Origin of the sequence: Flavobacterium circumlabens (assembly GCF_004345565.1) — a bacterium.
Classification (GTDB): domain Bacteria; phylum Bacteroidota; class Bacteroidia; order Flavobacteriales; family Flavobacteriaceae; genus Flavobacterium; species Flavobacterium circumlabens.
The window spans coordinates 484,800-505,223 of sequence record NZ_SLWA01000002.1 but is presented as its reverse complement, the minus strand read 5'-3'; the positions used below and the strand labels follow the sequence as shown (position 1 = coordinate 505,223).

General features: G+C 35.5%; 23 protein-coding genes. 9 read left to right on the top strand and 14 right to left on the bottom strand.

Going from position 1 to position 20,424, the window contains the following annotated elements:
* Nucleotides 1-16: 16 nt before the first annotated feature.
* The gene (locus EV142_RS06725) at nt 17-1,234 is read right to left on the bottom strand and encodes a hybrid sensor histidine kinase/response regulator (protein ID WP_132033778.1); all 1,218 of its coding nucleotides are present in this window, start codon (nt 1,232-1,234) and stop codon (nt 17-19) included.
* A 397-nt stretch (nt 1,235-1,631) separates the two neighbouring features.
* Between EV142_RS06725 and EV142_RS06720 the strand changes: the two genes are divergently transcribed.
* The gene (locus EV142_RS06720) at nt 1,632-1,895 is read left to right on the top strand and encodes a SemiSWEET family sugar transporter (protein ID WP_132033776.1); all 264 of its coding nucleotides are present in this window, start codon (nt 1,632-1,634) and stop codon (nt 1,893-1,895) included.
* A gap of 60 nt (nt 1,896-1,955) precedes the next feature.
* On the opposite strand, the gene EV142_RS06715 is transcribed toward EV142_RS06720, so the two are convergent.
* The 3 genes from EV142_RS06715 to EV142_RS06705 form a co-directional block, all read right to left on the bottom strand.
* Nucleotides 1,956-2,792 carry a hypothetical protein gene (locus EV142_RS06715; protein ID WP_132033774.1) on the bottom strand — a complete coding sequence of 279 codons (837 nt, stop codon included), beginning with the start codon at nt 2,790-2,792 and terminating at the stop codon, nt 1,956-1,958.
* 277 nt (nt 2,793-3,069) lie between these two features.
* A complete protein-coding gene (locus EV142_RS06710) occupies nt 3,070-3,417 on the bottom strand; it encodes a hypothetical protein (protein WP_132033772.1) in 348 nt (115 codons plus the stop codon).
* A gap of 310 nt (nt 3,418-3,727) precedes the next feature.
* Entirely contained in the window at nt 3,728-4,159 is a 432-nt protein-coding gene (locus EV142_RS06705; protein ID WP_132033770.1) for a response regulator, read from the bottom strand.
* Nucleotides 4,160-4,401: 242 nt separating this feature from the next.
* Between EV142_RS06705 and EV142_RS06700 the strand changes: the two genes are divergently transcribed.
* Nucleotides 4,402-4,902, top strand: a complete 501-nt coding sequence (locus EV142_RS06700; RefSeq protein ID WP_132033760.1) for a pyridoxamine 5'-phosphate oxidase family protein — start codon at nt 4,402-4,404, stop codon at nt 4,900-4,902.
* Between the two features lie 126 nt (nt 4,903-5,028).
* On the opposite strand, the gene EV142_RS06695 is transcribed toward EV142_RS06700, so the two are convergent.
* The 3 genes from EV142_RS06695 to EV142_RS06685 form a co-directional block, all read right to left on the bottom strand.
* Nucleotides 5,029-5,742: a DUF72 domain-containing protein gene (locus EV142_RS06695; protein ID WP_132033758.1), complete on the bottom strand. Its 714-nt coding sequence runs from the start codon at nt 5,740-5,742 to the stop codon at nt 5,029-5,031.
* On the bottom strand, nt 5,739-6,470 hold the full coding sequence (locus tag EV142_RS06690) for a DNA-formamidopyrimidine glycosylase family protein (RefSeq protein WP_132033756.1): 732 nt from the start codon (nt 6,468-6,470) through the stop codon (nt 5,739-5,741). Before EV142_RS06690 ends, EV142_RS06695 begins: the two co-directional genes overlap by 4 nt.
* Before the next feature lie 87 nt (nt 6,471-6,557).
* Entirely contained in the window at nt 6,558-7,133 is a 576-nt protein-coding gene (locus EV142_RS06685) for a YciE/YciF ferroxidase family protein (RefSeq protein ID WP_132033754.1), read from the bottom strand.
* Nucleotides 7,134-7,321: 188 nt separating this feature from the next.
* On the opposite strand from EV142_RS06685, the gene EV142_RS24005 reads away from it, so the two are divergent.
* Entirely contained in the window at nt 7,322-7,777 is a 456-nt protein-coding gene (locus EV142_RS24005; RefSeq protein WP_158286304.1) for a hypothetical protein, read from the top strand.
* Nucleotides 7,778-7,847: 70 nt separating this feature from the next.
* On the opposite strand, the gene EV142_RS06675 is transcribed toward EV142_RS24005, so the two are convergent.
* From EV142_RS06675 to EV142_RS06665, 3 genes are all read right to left on the bottom strand, one after another.
* A complete protein-coding gene (locus tag EV142_RS06675; protein WP_132033752.1) occupies nt 7,848-8,495 on the bottom strand; it encodes a DUF5661 family protein in 648 nt (215 codons plus the stop codon).
* 140 nt (nt 8,496-8,635) lie between these two features.
* Nucleotides 8,636-9,733, bottom strand: a complete 1,098-nt coding sequence (locus EV142_RS06670) for a DNA topoisomerase IB (protein ID WP_132033750.1) — start codon at nt 9,731-9,733, stop codon at nt 8,636-8,638.
* 28 nt (nt 9,734-9,761) lie between these two features.
* The gene (locus EV142_RS06665; RefSeq protein WP_132033748.1) at nt 9,762-10,001 is read right to left on the bottom strand and encodes a Rho termination factor; all 240 of its coding nucleotides are present in this window, start codon (nt 9,999-10,001) and stop codon (nt 9,762-9,764) included.
* A 289-nt stretch (nt 10,002-10,290) separates the two neighbouring features.
* Here EV142_RS06665 and EV142_RS06660 point away from each other — a divergent pair, with 289 nt between their 5' ends.
* On the top strand, nt 10,291-10,878 hold the full coding sequence (locus EV142_RS06660) for a DUF4142 domain-containing protein (protein ID WP_132033746.1): 588 nt from the start codon (nt 10,291-10,293) through the stop codon (nt 10,876-10,878).
* A gap of 166 nt (nt 10,879-11,044) precedes the next feature.
* Here the strand turns inward: EV142_RS06660 and EV142_RS06655 are convergent, their stop codons facing one another.
* Entirely contained in the window at nt 11,045-11,455 is a 411-nt protein-coding gene (locus EV142_RS06655; protein ID WP_132033744.1) for a cupin domain-containing protein, read from the bottom strand.
* A 259-nt stretch (nt 11,456-11,714) separates the two neighbouring features.
* On the bottom strand, nt 11,715-12,587 hold the full coding sequence (locus tag EV142_RS06650) for a helix-turn-helix domain-containing protein (RefSeq protein ID WP_132033742.1): 873 nt from the start codon (nt 12,585-12,587) through the stop codon (nt 11,715-11,717).
* A 101-nt stretch (nt 12,588-12,688) separates the two neighbouring features.
* Between EV142_RS06650 and EV142_RS06645 the strand changes: the two genes are divergently transcribed.
* Both EV142_RS06645 and EV142_RS06640 read left to right on the top strand, forming a co-directional pair.
* Nucleotides 12,689-13,276 carry a Crp/Fnr family transcriptional regulator gene (locus tag EV142_RS06645; protein WP_132033740.1) on the top strand — a complete coding sequence of 196 codons (588 nt, stop codon included), beginning with the start codon at nt 12,689-12,691 and terminating at the stop codon, nt 13,274-13,276.
* Nucleotides 13,277-13,377: 101 nt separating this feature from the next.
* Nucleotides 13,378-14,559, top strand: a complete 1,182-nt coding sequence (locus EV142_RS06640) for an MBL fold metallo-hydrolase (protein ID WP_132033738.1) — start codon at nt 13,378-13,380, stop codon at nt 14,557-14,559.
* 104 nt (nt 14,560-14,663) lie between these two features.
* Here EV142_RS06640 and galA read toward each other — a convergent pair whose 3' ends face one another.
* Nucleotides 14,664-17,498, bottom strand: coding sequence for a beta-galactosidase GalA (galA, locus tag EV142_RS06635; protein WP_132033736.1), 2,835 nt, complete (start codon nt 17,496-17,498; stop codon nt 14,664-14,666).
* A 218-nt stretch (nt 17,499-17,716) separates the two neighbouring features.
* Between galA and EV142_RS06630 the strand changes: the two genes are divergently transcribed.
* Complete coding sequence (locus EV142_RS06630; protein WP_132033734.1) at nt 17,717-18,094, top strand: hypothetical protein; 378 nt, start codon at nt 17,717-17,719, stop codon at nt 18,092-18,094.
* 93 nt (nt 18,095-18,187) lie between these two features.
* Here the strand turns inward: EV142_RS06630 and EV142_RS06625 are convergent, their stop codons facing one another.
* Nucleotides 18,188-18,682 (bottom strand): TlpA family protein disulfide reductase, encoded by a 495-nt coding sequence (locus EV142_RS06625; RefSeq protein ID WP_132033732.1) that lies wholly within the window; start codon nt 18,680-18,682, stop codon nt 18,188-18,190.
* Between the two features lie 296 nt (nt 18,683-18,978).
* Here EV142_RS06625 and EV142_RS06620 point away from each other — a divergent pair, with 296 nt between their 5' ends.
* Nucleotides 18,979-19,281, top strand: a complete 303-nt coding sequence (locus tag EV142_RS06620; protein WP_041518777.1) for an ArsR/SmtB family transcription factor — start codon at nt 18,979-18,981, stop codon at nt 19,279-19,281.
* Nucleotides 19,282-19,287: 6 nt separating this feature from the next.
* On the top strand, nt 19,288-20,394 hold the full coding sequence (locus EV142_RS06615; protein ID WP_132033730.1) for an NADH:flavin oxidoreductase: 1,107 nt from the start codon (nt 19,288-19,290) through the stop codon (nt 20,392-20,394).
* Nucleotides 20,395-20,424 lie beyond the last annotated feature (30 nt).

Below are 20,424 nucleotides of genomic sequence, written 5' to 3'. Positions count from 1 at the left end.
AGCCGGTTATTTTATTTTAATTCTCATATTTTAGTGGTAAGACCATGATAAAACTGGCTCCCTTACCGGATTGACTCTTCGCAGTTATTAATCCGTTGTGTTTTTCTATTATTTTCTTGGCAATTGCCAGACCAATTCCGGTGCCTTCATAAGTCTGACGGTCATTTAGGCTCTGAAAAATAATAAAAATACGATCCAGGTAAATTTCATCGAAACCAATTCCGTTATCGGCAACGATAATTCGGCAGTATTTCCCGTCGGATGAAACCTCACCGTCAATATCTTTTGTTTTGATTAATTCTGACGTAATCTTAATAACAGGCGTTTCTACATTTCCGGAGAACTTAAGGGCGTTCCCGATCAGGTTCTGAAAAACCTGTCTCAACTGGCTCGGAATACTGTCTATTGTTGGAAGTTCGCTTGTTTCTATGACGGCATTTTTACGCTCTATGAGATAATCAAAATCAGTAAGCACTTCCTGCAAAACAACATTTAAATCTGTTTTTTCAGGTTGTACTTTTGAGGATAATCTGGAATAGGCAAGCAAGTCAGTAATCAGGGTCTGCATTCTTTCTGCGGCCTTCACCGTACGATCTACATAATCAATTGCTTTTGCGTCAGGTACTAAGTAAAGTTCTTTGATGATTTTGATAAAAATCTGAATCTTCCGGAGAGGTTCATTCAAATCATGGGAAACTACCCACGAAAATTGCTGCAGTTCATGATTTTTGAGCTCCAGTTCTTCATTTTTCAAAACCAGTTCTTTGGTTCTTTCCGCGATTTTGATTTCGAGGTTATCCTGCGCTTCTTTTCGAATTTTTATTTCTTTTGAAAGTAAGTCTTTCATTACTTTCAATTCGTTTTTCTGCTCGTAAATTTTGATGAAGGTTTTTACTTTTAAAATAAGTAAATCTGTATCTACCGGTTTTGTAACATAATCGACAGCGCCTGTTTCGTATCCTTTGAAGATGTATTTTTTTTCGATGCTGATGGCGGACAGGAAAATTACGGGAATTTCTTTTGTCTTTTTATTGCCGGAAAGAATTTTAACGACTTCAAAACCATCAAGTCCGGGCATCTGGACATCCATTATGATCAGGCAATAGTTTATTTTTAAAATTTTCTTCAACGCTTCTTCACCAGACTCTGCCGTGTCTACTTCTATATCATGCAGCTCCAGCGTTTTTTTTAAGGCAATTATATTAGCCTTAACATCATCTACGATTAATATCATTTTATTGGTGTAAAACGTTATTGAATTAAATTTTAAAATTAAAATTTGGTTCTGAATGGTTTTTTGTTCTTGGAATACCAGTTATTATGTAAAAAACAGCTGACAAAAGCTTCAAATTTATAAAAAAAAATTAAAAACCTATTTTATCACAAATGAAAATAGTTTCATAATTCCCATGTTTGAATCGAATTAATTAGATTCCTGATGATTGCTGAATTTTTAAAATTTCATTAACGTTGAAACTTCCTTTTTTACCAAATGTATTTTCGTACAAAATGACAAAAGAAGGTTTTATTGCGGTAGTTTTTGTTGCAATGCAGTTAACGACCCGACAAAATAAGTGCTACTTTTAAGTCTTCTTCCAGTTAAAAATTCGCTATTATTTTAAAAAAAAGATATGGATCTGATTAACGTTGTTGGGCTTCTGGCTGGTACGTGCGTTACGCTATCGGTTATTCCCCAGATTTTGAAGGTTTGGAAAACTAAAAAAGTAAAAGAAATTTCACTTTTAACTTTTAGTGCGCTGACTTTTGGAATTGCGGCCTGGATAGTTTATGGCTTTCTTAAAAATGATCTGCCCATTATTATCACCAATAGTGTATCTCTTTTTCTAAATTTAATAATGGTGTATTTTATACTTTACTACGAAAAGGAAAAATAATGCCATAAAAAAAACAGCTTTGTTTTAAGCTGTTTTTTTGTCTTACAAGTTAAGGATATATTAGGCTGTTTTAGCTAGCGAATTGTGAGAGTATTTATGGATAAGCTGGTATTTCTCTTTGAAAAATCTTGGAAAGTAATTTCTTCCCGCATGTCCGAGTGAATGTAAAACTTCAGAAATATTAACCTGCGAAATTCTTCTGATTTCCTCCATTTGTTTAGTGGCCAAACCTAAAATTGGTGTAATCATTGAGCTGTAATTAGAACTGTGCTGCATCACTTCTACTTCCACAATACTGTTAAGAATACTTTCTTTAAGCAAGTTTTTGACAATCCCTTTTTGAGGAATACGATCAAACTCAATTAGTTTTTCGGCGATTCTATGGTTTTGTGCACCAACGTAAATATAGTTCCCGGAAGAATTAATAAACATTTTTGATATTTTGGAAAGCAAATCGTTATCTTCTTCCACCTGAAATGTTGCCGTTGGAACCCCGATCAGTAAAATCTTAACCGGTTTGTTTCTTTCAAAATACAATACATTATTGATCGTTGTATTGTTACTCATAATTCCGGATTGTCCTTTTTTCAGATGGGTACTATTTCCGTACGCTCCAAAACTATGTTTTAAGTTTCCGGCTGAACAATACGCGAAAAAAACCGGAGCACACTGAAACGATTCTATACTTAAAGTTACCTCTTCAGAAAAAATCATATCAAACTGTATATAGGACATTTTGTTTTGAAAACTCATTCCGCTGATGGTACCTTTTGCCCATTTAGAGTTTACCGCTAAATTGTAATCCTCATTATCAAAGGTTAAAGTTCCTTCAAATGAACTTTCAAGATCCGTAAAGATTGTATTGATTCCGCCAGTATTTAAGTATAGTTTTTTCATTTTGATTTATTTAAAAAAAACGGTTAGTATTAATTTACGTACAAAACCGGTTTTGGTTTTTTTATCGCTTTTGATATTTCAAATTTCGTAATTATTGCAAATCAAATTGTTATACAATTTTTCGGATATATTTCAAAATTTGTGGTTGCACTCAAATTCCTACTTTAGCATTCTTTTAAATAAAAAAGCAGCTATTCAGAAATTAATCCTGAATAACTGCTTTCCTCAGCAAAATAAAATAGTTGTGTATTTTTATAATAAGCTTCTTCTAATATACTTACTCGGAAGCAATTTCATTAATATCCGCATTTTTAGAATAGTTCTTTTTTGGAATATCTTTAAAGAATTCTGCCTCTTCCAAATCAGCAGTTGGTCCATAGCCTATTAAATGAGTTCCTTTTTTCTCATCGTTGGTTTCTATTATATATAAGATAGACATATCATCAGGATCACTCATTCCTTCGTAGCGATGATGGGCCACAATAAATATTTCTTCCGGCAGATAGCTGTTCTTAGTTTCTGAATCTAAGAATGTACCATCCTGAAACAAGAAGTTAGAGGTATATCCCTCATCCTGATATTTTTTGATATAGTCGGTTTCGTTTTTTGAATATTCTTTTTTCATGATCTTTATTTTTAATATGTTTTCTAATCTCTTATCCAAATTTCAGCAATCAGACCCAAAAACCTTAACTCAATGCATTTAAATCTTAGCTCATTTAAAAATTAGAAAAGAGAATATACGCCACAATAATAACACTTTACAGACTCTAAGAAAAATGTGCGCTTTTCAAAGTCAATAATTGAGATATAGGAATTGGTCTGCAATCCTGGCACAGTGAAAAAAGTTAAAGAAGCACCTTTTTGAAATTAATCTTCTAAAAAAAAACCAAACTTATGGGTAAGTTTGGTTTTTATAATTTTTTTAAAAGTCCTTATAATTTATAGACAAAATTTTTGGAATCGGGAGTAAACTTTTTCCAGTCAATTTCTAAAGCATGTTCAATAGATTTTATAATATCTTTCATTAAAACAGGTTTTGTTATAAAGTAATTGGCTCCCAGTGTACGGCATTTTTCTATGATGCCCGGTTCGTTTGAAGTGGAAAAAATTATAATTGGAATGTCTTTTTTTTCATCAGACTTTTTCAGCTCAGTCAATACATCAAAACCATTTTTACCCGGCATATTCAAATCTAAAAAAACAACGTGTGGCGTTGGTGGCGGATTGTAAATTGCGTTCAGTAATTTTTCACCTCCATTGTACGTTTTTAGCTCTATTTTCTTAGGTAAAGATTCAACTGCGTCTGTGAAAATGCTTATATCATCTTCGTCATCATCTGTATAAAATATTGTCAAATCTTTCATGTATATTGGAAAAATGGTATTTTGTGATTCAAAGATAACTCAAATAAATAAATTTAAATAATTTGTTTTAAATTCTGACAAAAATCCAAATTGGAATCTCATAATTTATAAGTAAAATTCTGTAACCGGAAAAAGAACAAAATCCTCAACTTTATCATTATTAAACTCTTACATAAAATTCAATTTACAAACAGGAGTTTTTATGCAAAACTAATTAATTAACACATTAAACAAATAAAGTTATGGGAGATCATAAAGACCTTACAGATGAACTAGCTGCAGATAAAATAAAAGATCTCGCAGAAGATATAAAAACATGTATGTTTTGTACTTATAAAGACATCAGACTGCAATCAAGGCCAATGTCTGTTCAGAAAATTGATGAACTGGGACAACTCTGGTTTTTATCGGACAGAAACAGCAGTCAAAATGCAGAAATCACGCTAAATCCACTGGTAGAAATCTTTTTTGCTGCGCCACATGATAAATTTCTGACTTTACATGGAACTGCAACAATATTGTACAAACGCGAAATCATAGAAGAACTATGGGATCCGATTGTAAAAATCTGGATGCCGGGTGGAATTGACGATCCGAATCTGAGTGTTATTAAAGTCGTACCTGAAGATGGCTACTACTGGAACAATAAACACGGAAAAGTGGTTGCAATTGCAAAAATGACAGCTGCATTTGTAAGTGGAAAAACCATGGATGACGGAATTGAAGGAACTTTGAAATTGTAAATTTCATTTCTTCATTATATTTTTTCTCATTTAAGACCAAGGAGCAATTATTATCGGGCCAAAGCCGGATTGTAATTGCTCCTTCCTTTTAATACCCCATTTTGGTTTTTCTTTATCTTTTTAAACTTATAGTGCTTTAAACTCCAAAGCATTCGAAATCCCTTCCACACCTGCCGTATTATTAAAATAAACAAAAGCACTTTTAGAGGATTTTGAAATTTCCTTTTTTATTTCTTCCAGTTTTTCTGTTGAATACCCTGAATAAAACAACTTTTTATCTCCGTGCAGCCGAACGTAAACCATTGGAAATTCGGTTAAAACAACATCAGGCAATCCCGGATAACTTACACTGCAAAAAGTGATTTTATTTTCTATAAAAGTATCCCGGACATGCTGATTCCACCAGCTTTTATGCCTGAATTCAATTACATTCATAAATTTAGTATCAAGTGATTTTATAATGGTTTGCAGTCTCTCTTCGGTAAAATCATAACTCGGAGGAAACTGAAATAATATCGGACCTAATTTTTCACGTAAACCATTTTCACAAATAGAATAGAAATCAGACAACAAAGTTTCGCAAGCTGTAAACTTCCTGATGTGCGTAATTTCTTTTGGTGCTTTTACTGCAAAAAGGAAATTTTCCGGTACTTTTTTATACCAATTTTCGAATATTCGAAGGGTCGGAAATTTGTAAAAAGTACCATTCATTTCATACGTATCAAAATGCTGGCAATAATAATCGAACCATTTGGAAGTGGGCAAATTTTCGGGATAGAAAATACCTTTCCAATAGCGGTTATTGTAACTCGAACATCCTGTTAATAGTTCTTTTTTCATTGATATAATTTTTGACAATTGGTACAGAAAAAGCTTCTTCGTTTTTTTACACCGGTATATTTCTTTGTAAACGGAAGATCGCAGCGCAGACAGATTTTTTTGGTATGAGCAAGCCAATGTTTTTTAAGTTCAAATGCTTTTTTCCATTCCAAAAACTGAAAACTGTAAACAGAGCATTCGTCAATCAATTCCTTTAGTTTCAGAGGTGGAATTGTACCCACCAAAGATTCGGGATGAATGTAACAGCGGTATAAAACTTCATTTTTTATAATATTGCCGACTCCCGAAAATATATCCTGATCGAGTAAAGCATCGCAAATCTTTTGTTTTGGAATTTTATCCAGGCTTTGTTTTGCTTTTTCCGGATCCCATTTTGTATTCATGACATCCTCAGTCCAGTCATAATGAAGATTGATATCTCCTTCGAGAATTTTAACGGAGCAAGTATAAAAATTAAGTTCACCTTTCGAAAAAACCAAACTTAATCGTGGCGTGGTTTCTTTTCGCTCATTGATCCGGTAGGTACCAAACATGAGTAAATGGATTTTAACCGTAAAATCATCAAAACAAATTAGAAAGTGTTTTCCCCAGGTTTTAAAAGAGGTTATGCTTTTACCTTTTATTCTTTGAATGTCAATAGCACTATTTCCGGAAACAGAAATTACTTTCTGCCCTGAAAATTGCTGTGTTTCTTCCTTAAGTATTACAATTGACGGACCTTCTGGCATAAGAATTCTATATTTTGTTAGACCGGTATTTTTAAATTATAAAAGAAAAAGTGCTGCAAAAAACAACACTTTTTCTTTTAGGGCAGTTTACTTTTCGTCTTCTTCTGCCGCTTCAATATTAATGGCTGCTACGGCAACTTCCGTTAATTTTTTATCAGCCCCTTTTTCTTCATCTAATGTTTCCTCCAACAGCGCTGCAGCTTCCGTAAAACCAAGGGTTTCTGCAAATTGTCGTAACGTTCCGTAAGTGGCAATCTCGTAATGCTCGATTTTTTGGGCGGCCGCAATAATCCCGGCATCACGAACTACGCCTGGTTCGGTTTCCTCAAGGATACCTTTTCCTTCTTCAATTAAACCTTCCATGGCATCACATTTTTTCGCGCTTGCTTTTTTACCGATCGACTCAAAAACCTTTTCTAAACGGGTTACCTGTTCTTCTGTCTCCGTCAAATGATTGGTTAATGCGTCGATCAATTCAGCAGAGGTCGCATTTTTTGCCATTAGCGGAAGTGCTTTTGTCAGCGCTTTCTCCGCCCAGTAAATATCTTTTAGTCCATCTTCAAAAAGTGCTGTTAATCCTGAAGCTGCATTTGACTTTGGTTTTATGACACCTGCTTTTGCAGTTTGTTTTGGTGTGGTCTCTTTTTTACTTTTAGTTTCCATGATAGAGTTTTTTTTAATAATTAATAAGAGTAAAATTACAGGCATTAAAAACGAATTTGTTACACCCTTTTTTGCTTAAATTACAATATAAACATCTGTAAATTATAGAATTAGCAAATAAAATTCTGTAAGAAGAAAGCATCTGTCAGGTGTTAGATTTGTAATACAAACAATTAAAATCACCGATCATGGATATTACAGATAAAAAAATCAGAAGCACTAATTTAAATAAGCAAAATGCGATTATGAATGAAGCCCTTTATAACAATCACGAGCTAAAAAAAGGACATCACCATTACAATGATAGTAGAAATTTTGGACGTAAATTAAACGGATATGATCCTAATAAGGCAATTCCGGATCAGGAGCAAATCACTAATGACGAAGGTGATTACGATGAAATTGATGATCTGGACGATGATTTCCATTCTCCCCGTGATCTTGAACACGATGACGATCAGGAAGATTTAAACGACGAATTTGACAACCCTAAAGATGTTGACGATGACTTTACCGAAACAGATAAAGATCTTGAAGATATAGATGAGGATGATGATGAATTGGAAGACGATCTGGAAGAAGACGAAATCGAAGAAGAAGATTCGGGAGATACTTATCCTGACAATGACCCCAGAAAATTTTAATCGGGGTAAAACATAAAGAAAGCTGTTACATGTAGTAACGGCTTTCTTTATTTTATTTTTTTATAAAAACCTAATCTCCAATTTTTTCCAAAGGAGGAATATCATCCATTCTTTCCAGGCGTTCTGAGAGACCGGATCTGGCTTCGTTTAGTTCCTGTTCAGCTTTGCCTAATTCTTTATACCATTCCTCTTTTCCTGTAGTGGAACTTTCGATTTTACGCATGATTTCATAAATTTCACCCTGTGCTTCCATTACGGCTAATCTTTTGTAATAGGTCAGGCTTTCGGTCATATGGGCAAGTGCGATCATGGCAGTCAGAAACGGATGATTGCTGGTTACATTGACATCCTTTATCCTTCCGTGTTCTAATTCCACTTTTAAGGCAAAAGCGAATTCTTCCATATTAAATCTTTCGTGTTTGCTATTCGGATTTAAATAGGCTTTAATGGCTTCGACATTGTTCATCGTTGACAGATCAACATCGGTTTCTATGTTTTTATTTAAATCGTTATAAACAACAGCTGCAATCGCTCTTGCTTCGTCAATTGTAGGATCGTTATCCGGATTTTCGAAATCCCGTACCGACCAGTCCCAATTATCGGGATGAACAGGTTTGATGTACTTTTCACAAAAATCAGTTACATCGTTTTTCAAACTTACCATTTCATCCTCTCTTTTGATATATACATCCTGATAAGCACCACTTTTAGTTCCCATAACTTTATAATTTTGTTTTAAATTAAAACGACACATTTACCAAAAGATATATGTGCCGCTTTTTTTTTCCAATCTGAACTCCTTGTAGTATCAAAATTGCTGTTTTTTACACGTATTCTTTAACTCAATCCAATCAATTTTTAGCTCAATCCGTTTGAAAATTCGGGTTGAAAGCTTCCGATTAATTCAGAAAAAACAACTTCCGAACGTGAAAAATATTTTTGATTGCTTCTGTTTTTACGGACTTTATCAAAATATTCTTTGATTGAACCATCTTCATAACCGGCTACAATCAAAGGATGCACATAATAATTTCTACAGACGCTTCTTGTATTTCCCAGTGCTTCGGCAGTACTGTCAATAGCCGTCAGAATATTTTTTTTAATTTCTTTTTCTTCCTCAGTAATTCCGATATTCAGTAAATTTTCAAAAAATATCAGGGATGCTGCCCATGTTCTGAAATCTTTCGCACTAAAATGCTTACCTGAAATTTCATGAAGATATTCATTTACCATATGACTGTCCAGGACTTTTCGTTCGCCATTTTCATCATAGTATTTAAAAACTTCCCAACCTGGAATTTCTTCACATCGGCTGACCAATTTTATCAGTTGTTTATTTCTGGTGGTGATGGTATGCTGTTTTCCTTTTTTGCCGACAAACTCAAACCGAAGCGAATTACGATCAATATTGATATGTCGTTTTCTTAAAGTCGAAAGCCCATAAGATTTGTTGTCTTTTGCGTATTTTTCGTTTCCAATTCTAATATGTGTTTCTTCCATCAGCCGAATAACAAGCGCAATGACTTTGTTCTTGTTCCATTCTTTTTGTTCCAGATCCAAATCGACCTGTCTTCTGATTTTGGGAAGGAACTTTCCGAATTCGGCTATTTTATAGAATTTCGTCTGATTCCGAACCAGGTTCCATTTGGGATGATATCTGTATTGTTTTCTGTTTTTATCATCTGTACCTACAGCCTGAAGATGCCCGTTGGATAAATCTGTAATCCTTACATTCTCCCAGGCAGGCGGAAGCACTAAGCTGTTAAAGCGTTTTAATTCACTTTTCCTTTTAACACTTCTGCCATTCTTTTTATATACGAAACCCTCGCCTTCCCTACAACGTTGTATCGTAAGCGCGTGATCATTTACGTAAACTAAATCTAATTTTTCTAAAACTAATTGCGGTGCTTTTATTAATTGCTCCATTAGTTCTCCCTGGGCGATTTTAGCATTCATATGATTTCCTGAAATTTAATTTTGTATTCTAATTGTTGCGTAAGGATTTGATAAGGTTCTTTTTAGACATATAAGAACGCCCCGGGATACCGACTTTTTTGGCTTGTTGGTACAATTCGTCTTTTGTCCATTCTTCGTAAATTTTAGTTCTGCCGCCTCTTACTTCCGAATCAGGAGTATTGTCAATGCTGACTGATTTTTCCTCACTATTTCCTTTTTTTAAATGTGCTTGGTCTTGCTCCTCGTTTTTAATTACTGGATCTGGCATGATGATAAGTTTTAATGAATAATGATAATATGTATGGTAATTCAAAATTGATCATAAATCAAAACAATTGCGTTATACAATTTTTGAATAAATTTTCATAATTAACTATAAGTCAAATAGTTTATTAACAAGGTAGCTGTATTGTGATTTTTCCGACTCATTCATTATCAGATAAAAAAAGCAAGAAAATGCTCCATATTTAAATCCTGTAACATTTTTCTAAAATGCTGTAAAATATTCCCTGGCCTTTCTGAATAATTTTACATCATAACATTTAAACCATAAAATCATGAAAAAGTTATTACTAGCAGGAAAAGTTATTTTAGGCGCCGGACTAATCATTATATTCCTAAATTCCTGCAAAAATGAAACTAAGCAAGAAGATCCAAAAGAGGTTGCTGAAGATAGCAATGAAGCCAAATTTGACTCTATAGATGATAAAAAGGACGATTCTGAATTTTTGGTAGATATCGCTGAAGTGAATTTAGCCGAAATCGAAATCGGAAAACTGGCTCAGACAAAAAGCACTAATATAGAAGTGAAAAAATTTGGTAAAATGCTTGTTGATGAGCACACTAAATCTGCTTCGGAAGTGAGTGCTTTGGCTAAAGCAAAAAATTTCACCCTTCCAACTTCTCTAACTGAAGAAGGACAGGAAGAATACAATAAACTAAACGAAAAATCAGGTGTTGATTTTGACAAAAAATTTGCTGATATGATGATCGATGGTCACGAGAAAGCAATTGATAAGCTAAGAACAGCCTCTGAAGATGCTAAAGATGAAGATGTAAAAGTTTGGGCCTCTAATAGTATTGCAGGTTTAACAGCACATTTAGAACATGCTAAATTGCTTAAACAAAACTTAGATAAAAAATAGAATTGGTATTGGTATTTTTTTTTTTGGGGAACCCCTAAGCAGTAAAATGTTTAGGGGTTTATTTTTTTTTTTAGAGGTTCTAAGTTGCTGAGGCGCTAAGGTTCTGAGGCTTTTTTCTTTTAGGGTCTTAGTGACTTAGAACCTCAGTACCTTATAAGTTAGCAACTTAGTACCTCTTCCCAAAACTATTGTACTCCTCTTCGGTTACGCTTTCCAGCCAGGTGCCTTTACCTTTGTCTATTTCTGTGATGATGGCTATATGGGAAAATCGACTGAACGGTGTTGCCCCATACCAGTGTTCTACGCCAGGCAATACGGTAAGTACCTGCCCTTTATGGATGAGTTTCATCCCTTTTCCTCTTTCCTGATAATAGCCAATTCCGTCTGTCGCGATAAACAGCTGTAAACTGGAATTGATATGCCAGTTGCATCTCGAGCCCGGTTCAAAAACAACATCTTTGATCAGCGTATTTTCGGGATGAATATCGCTGGTCTGTTTTTTATAAGAAACATCGCCCGTCATAAACGAATTCGAAACTTTCCCTTCTTCAGTAACTGTGGTGTATTTTGTTGACATAAAGTTAGTTATTAATTGAATTTAGTTTTCTATTTAAAAATTTATTGAGTATTTCCGATTCGCTTTAAAATATGGTAAAGCTTTTATTTTTTATTATCAGTACTGCAACTAAATCGGGCAAGAGTGTGCCTATGGAAGTATATATCTTTAGCCAGTAATAAATCTGATCAATAATTCTGCATTCTGAGTGCAAATTTACTACGGTAAATCCGATCAGAAATAATGAAAATCAAACAAAAAATTAAGATTTTGAAACAATTTACATTCGTAACGACTTCGGAATCGTTCCTGTAAGTCTTTTGAAGTAATTATTGAAATAACTCGGATATTCAAATCCAAGGGAATATCCAATGTCTGCGATACTCCAGTCTGTATGCTGCAACAGTGCTTTTGCTTCGCTGATAATTCTTTCCGTAATATGGGCTGTAGTAGATTTTCCGGTAATTTCTTTTACCGAACGATTCAGGTGATTGACGTGAACCGCCAGATTTTGCGCATAATCCTGCGGCGTTTTTAAGATAAGAGGCTGATCTTTAGTTTCAATTGGAAATTGTCTTTCTAAAAGCTCCAGAAATAAGGATGTAATTCTTGCAGAAGCATTTTTATGTTTAAAGAAATTTTCCGAAGGCTGCATTTTCATCGATTCATGAATAATCAGATTGATATAATTTCGGATTAGATCGTCCTTAAAGACATAATCGGTATCCTGCTCTACTATCATTTTCTGAAAAAGAGAAGTCAGAAACGTCTTTTGCTCCGCTGATAAATAAAAGATGGGCGTTCCGCTGATTTTAAACAACGGACATTCATGAAGGCTCTCCGAACGGTCATTGACTTTCAGAAATTCTTCGGTAAAAACACAGGCAAAACCATGATAAGACTCCGATATTACTTCCCAGGAATACGGAATGTGCGGATTTCCGAAAAACAAAATAGTTCCGTCAGTTTCAATACCTCTGTCTGCATACTGAATAATATTCTGACCTGTATTGATACAGATTTTATAAAAATCCCTGCGATTATAAGTCGGTATGGCGCTGCAGTCGTTTCCGGCTTCGTACACTTTAAAGCCTTTCAGTTTTAAGTCAGAAGTATTAAAATCAATTGGTTCTGAAATAGTGTTCTCCTTCATGCCGCAAAGTTATGAAATTCAAACAAAAATTTACTTCTCAAAATGTTAAAGAATAAAAACAGATCTTTCCTGTTCCATCCATAATATTTTATCTTTGTGAAATGAAGGATTTACTACCCGTTATAGATTATATTTCCAGATATGTTGATCTGACTGATGATGAAAAAAATCATCTGGCCGGCTTTTTGAAAATTACAAAGGTCAAAAAAAGACAGTTTATCGTACAGCCGGGCTTTGTGTGCCAGCATAAAAGTTATGTCGTAAAAGGCGCTTTCAGAGGCTATCTGGTAGACAATGAAGGCAAAGAACATACGTTATCATTTGCCATAGAAGACTGGTGGATTTCCGATTACAGCAGTCTGATTTATCAGGAACCTGCCACTTTATTTGTAGAAGCGCTGGAAGATTCCATCCTCATTCAGATTGCCTATGAAGACGAGCAAAGGTTTTTAGCAGAAATTCCAAAACTGGAAAAATTTGAACGCATCATCACGCAGCGTTCGTTAGCCTTTCAACAAAAAAGACTCTTGTCTAATTTCACAAAAACCGCCGAAGAACGCTACGATGAATTTATGAGCAAATATGCCGCCATTGCTAAACGCGTTCCACAATACGCCCTGGCTTCGTATCTGGGTTTCAGTACAGAATACCTCAGCAAAATCCGAAACGGAAAAACATCAAAAAGTTAAACCAGTTCAACCTTATTTCCTAAACCAGTTCATTTTTATTTTTCTTATTCTGTCCCAGATTTGCATTGTCAATAAGGACAACTAATTTTAATATTATAAAAATGAAAAAGTCAATTTATGCCAACAATACAGAACGCTTTTCTTTATTGTTTTTCTTTTTACTGATTGCCGCAACTTTTACTGCCGTTGCACAGCACAAAAATGACAACCAGAAAGTCCAGGTATATCATATCCAAAATTATTTTTCAGAAGCCTATCTTATAAAAGGCAATTCCGGGAAATTAATACTAATAGAAACAGGTGTTCCTGTTGCAGGCTATCAGGATAGTCTGGTACATTCAATTCAAAAACTGGGCTTTAAACCGGAGAACATTTCTTTGGCCATTGTGACACACGGACACGGGGATCATGCCGGAAATGCCCGTTTTTTACAACAGACCTTCAAAATTAAGATTGCAGGAAGCAAAGGCGACTTAGAAAAATTTACTTCAGGTAAAACGGAATTGCAAAAATCGGAAGATGTCAGCATTTGGGGAAACCGACTTCGTCCCTATTCTGATTTAAGTTATCCGCCCTTTACTCCGGACATTGTTGTTGAAAATACGATTGATCTGAGCCAATATGGCGTAAATGGCAAAATCATTCCGATTAAAGGCGGACATACGCCAGGTGATTTATTGGTTCTGATTGGTGAAAATCTTTTTGTGGGAGATGCCTTTGTAGGGACCTTCAAATCTCAGGGAGGCGGACTAGCTCCTGACGGTCATCATGTAAGAGAACACTTTTTTCACGAAAACAAACAATTGGCGGATGAGAATTTAAAAGTGATTGAAAAAATTGCTTTGGAAAATAAGGTAAAAACTATTTATCCTACACATAACGGACCAGTTTCTGCTTATGAATTAACGAAATACATTAAGGAGGAACCCTTATTAAAACTTTTATCCAAACAGGAAAACGATTTATTAAGTGCTGTTGTAAAAGGAAATTCTGATGTGACCAATCAATTTTTAGGAGCCAATTTCATATTACAAACCGCTGATCTTAAAGAATTAAACAAAAATGAATTTATCGAAAGTTATAGTACACATCCGAAAACTAAAATAGAATCCTGGACTGCTGAAGATTTCAGGATTGTTTTTTCCAATGAAAATACAGCGGTACTTACTTACATTGAAGTCCTTAAATTGGAAGGTAAAGACGCCCAAAATGTTGCAGTAACCGAAACGTTTTTTAAAGAAAAAAACGGATGGAAACTGAGGTATAAGAAAGAGGTTAATTAGTCTCAGTACTCAGTACTCAGGCTTAGTCTCAGGGTAAAAAAATGGCTGTAAAAGTTTAAATTTTACAGCCATTTTTTGTTATTCAAATTGATGATAGCCTGTTATTATTTTTTGCTAAAACTAATATTCAAAACTCCGGGCTTTAAATTCTTAGCGGAAGCTGAAATCACTACATCATTTCCACTGCCGTCGGTCTGGACAATGACCTGCGCATATCCGTTAAAAAGTTTTCGTTTCCAGGGTTCGGATGGCGTTATGATCTGGATCAGTCCGGGATCGGTATTCATAACATCCCATTCTTTTAATTTTTGAAGGGGTTTGGCAACAATGTGAATTGTATTTTTTCCCTGTCTTAAGATACCCGAATTTAAAATGTATTTATCAGGATCTTCCGCACTTGCGGCAACTCTGTTTCCGTTGACAAAAATGGTCGTCTCGAGTCCGATTTTTTTATAAAAGAAACTAACTGTATTTGTTATTGCATTATTTTTCAGCTCAAACTCACCGCGGTACGCATACGATGGAGCCTGATTTTTATGATCCCTGTCTTTAAAAGCTTCTTTCCAGCCTTCTTCCGTATTGGCTGATAATTGTTGTGAAGCGTCAGCTGTTGTTGCTTTTCTTTCCTGAAAATTAGTGATAGGAACCAACGTAATTTCATCCAGAAATTTGTCTTTCTCTAATGACGTCGGATTACCATTCCCTACTCCAATTATCTTTCCTCCTTTTACTTCAAACTTAATTTCATCATTTACATTAGGCACATGCAGCCCCTTTTTGTCTGTCAGTTCTACTGTAACCACAGCGATATCAGTATGAGAAAGAATTTGTTTATCGGCAGTCAGCTTTATGTTTTCTTCTATTTCAGTTGTTTTCTGAACCTCAGTAAGTATTTTTTTTCCGTTTTTATAACCAACGGCTTCCAGAGTTCCCCGTTCGTATTTTACTTTCCATTCTAAATGTCCCAAACGTTCCATTTTCTTTTTTCCGAGGCTTTTTTTATTTAGAAAAAGTTCTACTTCATCACAGTTAGAATAGGCCCAGACATCAATTTCCCTGCCTTCTCTTCCTGCCCAGTTCCAATGCGGTAAAAGATGCAAAACGGGTTCTTTTCCCCACCAGGATTTCAGGTAATACACATTGTCTTTCGGAAAGCCGCAAACATCCATCATTCCGAAATAAGAAGTAACCGACGGCCATCCGTACGGAGTTGGTTCTCCACGATAATCGAAACCAGTCCAGATAAACATTCCGGCAAGATAAGGGCGTTCTGCATAAAACTTCCAGCCTTCTTCGATACTGTAAAAAGACGGGCGCGGTTTTTTATCGTAAGCACTCTGATAATGTTTTGCATCATCTGTAACGTAAATGCCGCGCGTCGCAAAAGTAGAACCTTCCTCTGTTCCCATTCCGGGCTGTTGTCTGAATTCATTTTGATGTGCATCAATATCTCCGTTTCCAATATAGTTGTAGCCCATGATTTCAACAACCGATGAAATTCCGCTTTTAAAACCACTGCTGATTCCAACCGTTACAGGTCTTGTAGGATCTATACTTTTTGCAAAACCCTGCATGACATTTGTAATACGTTCGCCTGTACTGTTTCCTTCAATATTCCATTCTTCATTTCCAACCGACCAGCAAAAAATACTCGGATGATTGCGATCTCTTTCGATCATTCTTTTTAAATCATTCAGATGATATTCATTAATTCCCATCAGTCGCGTTTCATCAATGACCAGCATGCCCAGTTTGTCGCAGGCTTCCAGCAATTCCGGAGTGGGCGGATTATGCGAGCAGCGATAGGCATTTGAACCCATTTCCCTGAGTTTCTGAATTCGAAAATAGTGTAATTCATCCGGTAGCGCCGTTCCTACGCCTGCATGATCCTGATGATTATTTGTACCCTGAAGTTTAATATTTTTACCATTCAGGAAAAACCCTTTTTCGGCATCAAATTTTATCGTTCTTATTCCGAAAGAAGTTTCATAACGGTCCAGAATCTTACCGCCCTGCCTGATCTGAGTTACCAGACGATATAGATTGGGTGAATCAATATCCCATAATAATGGATTCTTCACTATTAATTTTGAAGTATATTTTGCTGTTTTATAAAAATCAGGTGCGATCGGATTTTCAGAAATAGTTGCGATTTGATTTCCTGAAGCATCCAGGATATTTTGGACGATTTCAAGCTGCCCCTTATAATTTCCTTTGTTTTCAATGGTAACTTCTGCCGTGACTTCCGCTGTATCATTTTTAATTTCAGAGGTGACATACGTTCCATTTTGGATGACATGCAGCGGATTTGTTTTTTGAAGATACACATGTCTGTAAATTCCCCCACCTTCGTAAAACCATCCTTCTTCCATCGAAGCATCGGCACGGACGACAATCGTATTTTCCCCTCCGTAATTAATGTAGGCCGTAACATCAGATTCAAAACCATTGTATCCGCTTTCTTCTGTTCCCAGGAAATGCCCATTAAACCAGACTTTGGAATTCCTGAAAACACCATCAAATCTTAAGGAAATAATGCGTCCGAGATCTGATTGTGGAATCTCTATTTTTTTTCGGTACCAGCCGATGCTTTTTTCAGGGAAACCTTTTCCGGCTGCTTTAAATCCGTGGCTGAAACTTGCTTTTTCACTAAAAGACTGTTCCACCACCCAATCATGCGGAAGGTCCAGTTTCCTCCAGGCACGGTCATCAAATCCCGGTGCAGCTGGTCCGTCTCCAAATCCTGTTTTTGATAAATAGGAAAAATAACCCGTCGCGTGTCCGAAATCCTTTTCTGTATCAGACAAATGACCAAAAGAAAAACTCCAGCCCTTATCAATCAAAATCAAGTCCCTTTCTGATTTATTTTGCCCAAAAGAATTAAACGAGAATAAAAAAACAAGGTAAAGAAGAATTCCGTGAGGAGAAATAGTTTTCATAAATATAAAAATTAACAGAATTGTTTTGCAAACAGCGATAAAAATATTCTTTTTAAACCGATTAAAATAATAGTATTTAATCAAAAGGTAATCTTTTATATTATTTGCCTCTGTAAATTAGGCCTTAAAAATTTAGAATCATTCTATCAGCGCTTCTTTACCAAATCTTGTTCTTTTAACTTAATTTTACTTATTAAATTAAAAAAACCATACGTATCATGAGTGTTATAAAAGATGAAAACACACTTCATAGCACCCTAAAAAGCATTGACGAGAAGATTAACAGTCTTAACGATCAGAAAATAGTTGCTTTTTTTGAGTCGCTTGGCTTAACCGAGAGAGAAGATATTCCTAAAGATTTCCTGAAATGGGAAACCATACTTATTATAGTTCCGAATCGCCATGTTTCCAATGAAATAAAACCTTATAAATACTCTATTTCAAGACTTTTTTTTGTTACCAATCCCTATGCACATGAAATTCATCTGTTTGATTTTCTGGAATGGAAAAATATTACCCGAAGCAAAACGCAATTTCAAATTAGGGAAATGCTGAAAACGAGTTTTGGGGGAGTCAGGAAAAATTCAACCGAATAAAAAGTAAAAATCTAAAAATCCAAAAATCAAATTCCAAATTCCAATCTGACAGTAAGGTTGGAATTTGGAATTTTTTTATTGAAATTTCCAAAATTATTGTGGCGTGAGCAAACTTTTGACCATTTCATTCAATGCATTTCCGTGAATGTTTTTGGCCATAATAATTCCGTTTTTATCTATAAGGAAATTTAAAGGTACCGATTGCAGCATATAATCCCCAACAACGGGAGATTTCCAATATTTTAAATCGCTAACTTGTGTCCACGGCAATTTTTGTTTCGCTATTGCAGCTAACCAAAGTGGCTTTTTCGTATCCATAGAAACGCTGTAAATAGAAAACTTGTCAGGATAAGTATTGTACAGTTTTATCAATTCCGGTTGTTCCTTAATACTCGGTCCGCACCAGGAAGCCCAAAAATCTACCAGTACCAATTCTCCTCTTAAAGAAGAAAGCAGAACGTTATTTCCTTTCGTATCCGGAAGATCGATTTCCGGAGCAATATCTCCTACTTCAGTGCCTACAACCTGAGCGTTGCTGGTCAGTAAATTAAAAAATGTAAAAACTAAAACAAAGTAGATTTTTTTCATAAGTAATTGAGTTTATTTATTTGGGCTTTTTGATCTCGCAAAGTCGCAGAGTTTTATAGTATAGCCACAGATTAAAGAATTAAAGGATTTTAAAATCTTCTTAAATCCCTGTAATCTGCGTGAAACAATGGAAAAACAACTTTGTCCCTTTGCATCTTTGTCCCTTTGCATGATTAATCCGGAAACAAATATAAATACTTCTTTCAATATTTCCTTAATCAATTCCCCTATCTTAAAATTTTGCCAAATATTTTTCTTTAAATTGGTATATCGGGAAAAGTCGATATATTTGCGGCATGGAAAATATAGAAATCTTTAAAGCATTATCTAATAAGTCCAGATTACAAATGCTGGAATGGCTGAAAGAACCTGAAATCAATTTTCCGGATCAGCTTCAGCATGCAGGATTTGAACACGGAGTTTGTGTTGGGCAAATACAGGCCAAGGCCGGCTTAACGCAATCAACAGTATCTGAATACCTGTCTATTTTACAACGCGCCGGATTTATAGAATCTAAACGCGTCGGACAATGGACTTACTATAAACGCAACGAAGGTGCCTTTGAAGCACTCAGTAAATTAATTCAATCTAATTTGTAAATTACTATGAGTACAAACAACCTGTTTTCGCCATTTAACTTAAAAACGTTAAATCTTAAAAATAGAATCGTAATGGCGCCAATGACGCGCTCTTTTTCTCCAAACGGAGTTCCAACGGATGAAGTAGCTGCTTACTACCAAAAAAGAGCAGAAGGTGAAGTTGGTTTAATATTATCTGAAGGAACTGTAATTGACAGACCTTCGTCCTCAAACGATGCTAATGTCCCTCATTTTCATGGAGATTTAGCCTTAAACGGATGGAAAAAAGTGATTGATGAAGTGCACGCTGCCGGAGGTTCAATGGGGCCACAAATCTGGCATATGGGAATTATGGATAACCACCATTCCGGATGGGTACCGCCTGTTCCTTTTGAAGGCCCTTCCGGATTAAACCGACCTGATTTCAGAAACGGTATTGCCATGTCTGAAAAAGATATTGAAGATACAATTCTTGCTTTTGGTAAAGCTGCCGCTGATGCTAAAAGATTAGGTTTTGATACCATCGAAATTCACGGTGCACACGGGTATTTGATTGACCAGTTCTTTAGAGCTGAAACGAATTTACGTACGGATATTTATGGTGGAAAAACATTGCCCGAACGTAACCGTTTTGCGATTGAAGTGGTTAAGGAAGTGAGAAAACAAGTGGGTCCTGATTTCGCAGTTATTATGCGCTTTTCTCAATTCAAACCTTCTGATTACAATTATAAACTGGCTAAAAATCCACAGGAATTAGAAGCCTGGCTTACGCCTCTTGTAGATGCGGGTGTCGATATTTTACACTGTTCGCAACGTCGTTTCTGGGAACCGGAATTCGAAGATTCTGATCTGAACTTTGCAGGCTGGGCTAAAAAAGTAACCGGAGCACCAACCATTACGGTAGGTTCTGTTGGTCTTTCCGGAGATTTCTTCGGTGCTTTTGCAGGTGAAAGTTCTGAACCAACTTCTCTTGAAGAATTAAACAGACGTTTCAACAGAGGTGATTTTGATCTGGTTGCCGTTGGAAGACCTCTTTTATCTGATCCGAATTGGGTTGCAAAAATCAAAGCGGGAAAAACAGATGAACTAAAAGGTTTCAGCAAGGAAGCTTTAGGGGCATTGGTTTTAGAGTAAATCTTTTAAAAAGGTTCTAAGTTACAGAGG

Excerpts from the sequence above, each read along its gene's own strand:
- EV142_RS06725 (WP_132033778.1), bottom strand. The coding sequence starts at position 1,234 with ATGATATTAATCGTAGATGATGTTAAGGCTAATATAATTGCCTTAAAA.
- EV142_RS06720 (WP_132033776.1), top strand. The coding sequence starts at position 1,632 with ATGGATCTGATTAACGTTGTTGGGCTTCTGGCTGGTACGTGCGTTACG.
- EV142_RS06715 (WP_132033774.1), bottom strand. The coding sequence starts at position 2,792 with ATGAAAAAACTATACTTAAATACTGGCGGAATCAATACAATCTTTACG.
- EV142_RS06710 (WP_132033772.1), bottom strand. The coding sequence starts at position 3,417 with ATGAAAAAAGAATATTCAAAAAACGAAACCGACTATATCAAAAAATAT.
- EV142_RS06705 (WP_132033770.1), bottom strand. The coding sequence starts at position 4,159 with ATGAAAGATTTGACAATATTTTATACAGATGATGACGAAGATGATATA.
- EV142_RS06700 (WP_132033760.1), top strand. The coding sequence starts at position 4,402 with ATGGGAGATCATAAAGACCTTACAGATGAACTAGCTGCAGATAAAATA.
- EV142_RS06695 (WP_132033758.1), bottom strand. The coding sequence starts at position 5,742 with ATGAAAAAAGAACTATTAACAGGATGTTCGAGTTACAATAACCGCTAT.
- EV142_RS06690 (WP_132033756.1), bottom strand. The coding sequence starts at position 6,470 with ATGCCAGAAGGTCCGTCAATTGTAATACTTAAGGAAGAAACACAGCAA.
- EV142_RS06685 (WP_132033754.1), bottom strand. The coding sequence starts at position 7,133 with ATGGAAACTAAAAGTAAAAAAGAGACCACACCAAAACAAACTGCAAAA.
- EV142_RS24005 (WP_158286304.1), top strand. The coding sequence starts at position 7,322 with ATGGATATTACAGATAAAAAAATCAGAAGCACTAATTTAAATAAGCAA.
- EV142_RS06675 (WP_132033752.1), bottom strand. The coding sequence starts at position 8,495 with ATGGGAACTAAAAGTGGTGCTTATCAGGATGTATATATCAAAAGAGAG.
- EV142_RS06670 (WP_132033750.1), bottom strand. The coding sequence starts at position 9,733 with ATGAATGCTAAAATCGCCCAGGGAGAACTAATGGAGCAATTAATAAAA.
- EV142_RS06665 (WP_132033748.1), bottom strand. The coding sequence starts at position 10,001 with ATGCCAGATCCAGTAATTAAAAACGAGGAGCAAGACCAAGCACATTTA.
- EV142_RS06660 (WP_132033746.1), top strand. The coding sequence starts at position 10,291 with ATGAAAAAGTTATTACTAGCAGGAAAAGTTATTTTAGGCGCCGGACTA.
- EV142_RS06655 (WP_132033744.1), bottom strand. The coding sequence starts at position 11,455 with ATGTCAACAAAATACACCACAGTTACTGAAGAAGGGAAAGTTTCGAAT.
- EV142_RS06650 (WP_132033742.1), bottom strand. The coding sequence starts at position 12,587 with ATGAAGGAGAACACTATTTCAGAACCAATTGATTTTAATACTTCTGAC.
- EV142_RS06645 (WP_132033740.1), top strand. The coding sequence starts at position 12,689 with ATGAAGGATTTACTACCCGTTATAGATTATATTTCCAGATATGTTGAT.
- EV142_RS06640 (WP_132033738.1), top strand. The coding sequence starts at position 13,378 with ATGAAAAAGTCAATTTATGCCAACAATACAGAACGCTTTTCTTTATTG.
- galA (WP_132033736.1), bottom strand. The coding sequence starts at position 17,498 with ATGAAAACTATTTCTCCTCACGGAATTCTTCTTTACCTTGTTTTTTTA.
- EV142_RS06630 (WP_132033734.1), top strand. The coding sequence starts at position 17,717 with ATGAGTGTTATAAAAGATGAAAACACACTTCATAGCACCCTAAAAAGC.
- EV142_RS06625 (WP_132033732.1), bottom strand. The coding sequence starts at position 18,682 with ATGAAAAAAATCTACTTTGTTTTAGTTTTTACATTTTTTAATTTACTG.
- EV142_RS06620 (WP_041518777.1), top strand. The coding sequence starts at position 18,979 with ATGGAAAATATAGAAATCTTTAAAGCATTATCTAATAAGTCCAGATTA.
- EV142_RS06615 (WP_132033730.1), top strand. The coding sequence starts at position 19,288 with ATGAGTACAAACAACCTGTTTTCGCCATTTAACTTAAAAACGTTAAAT.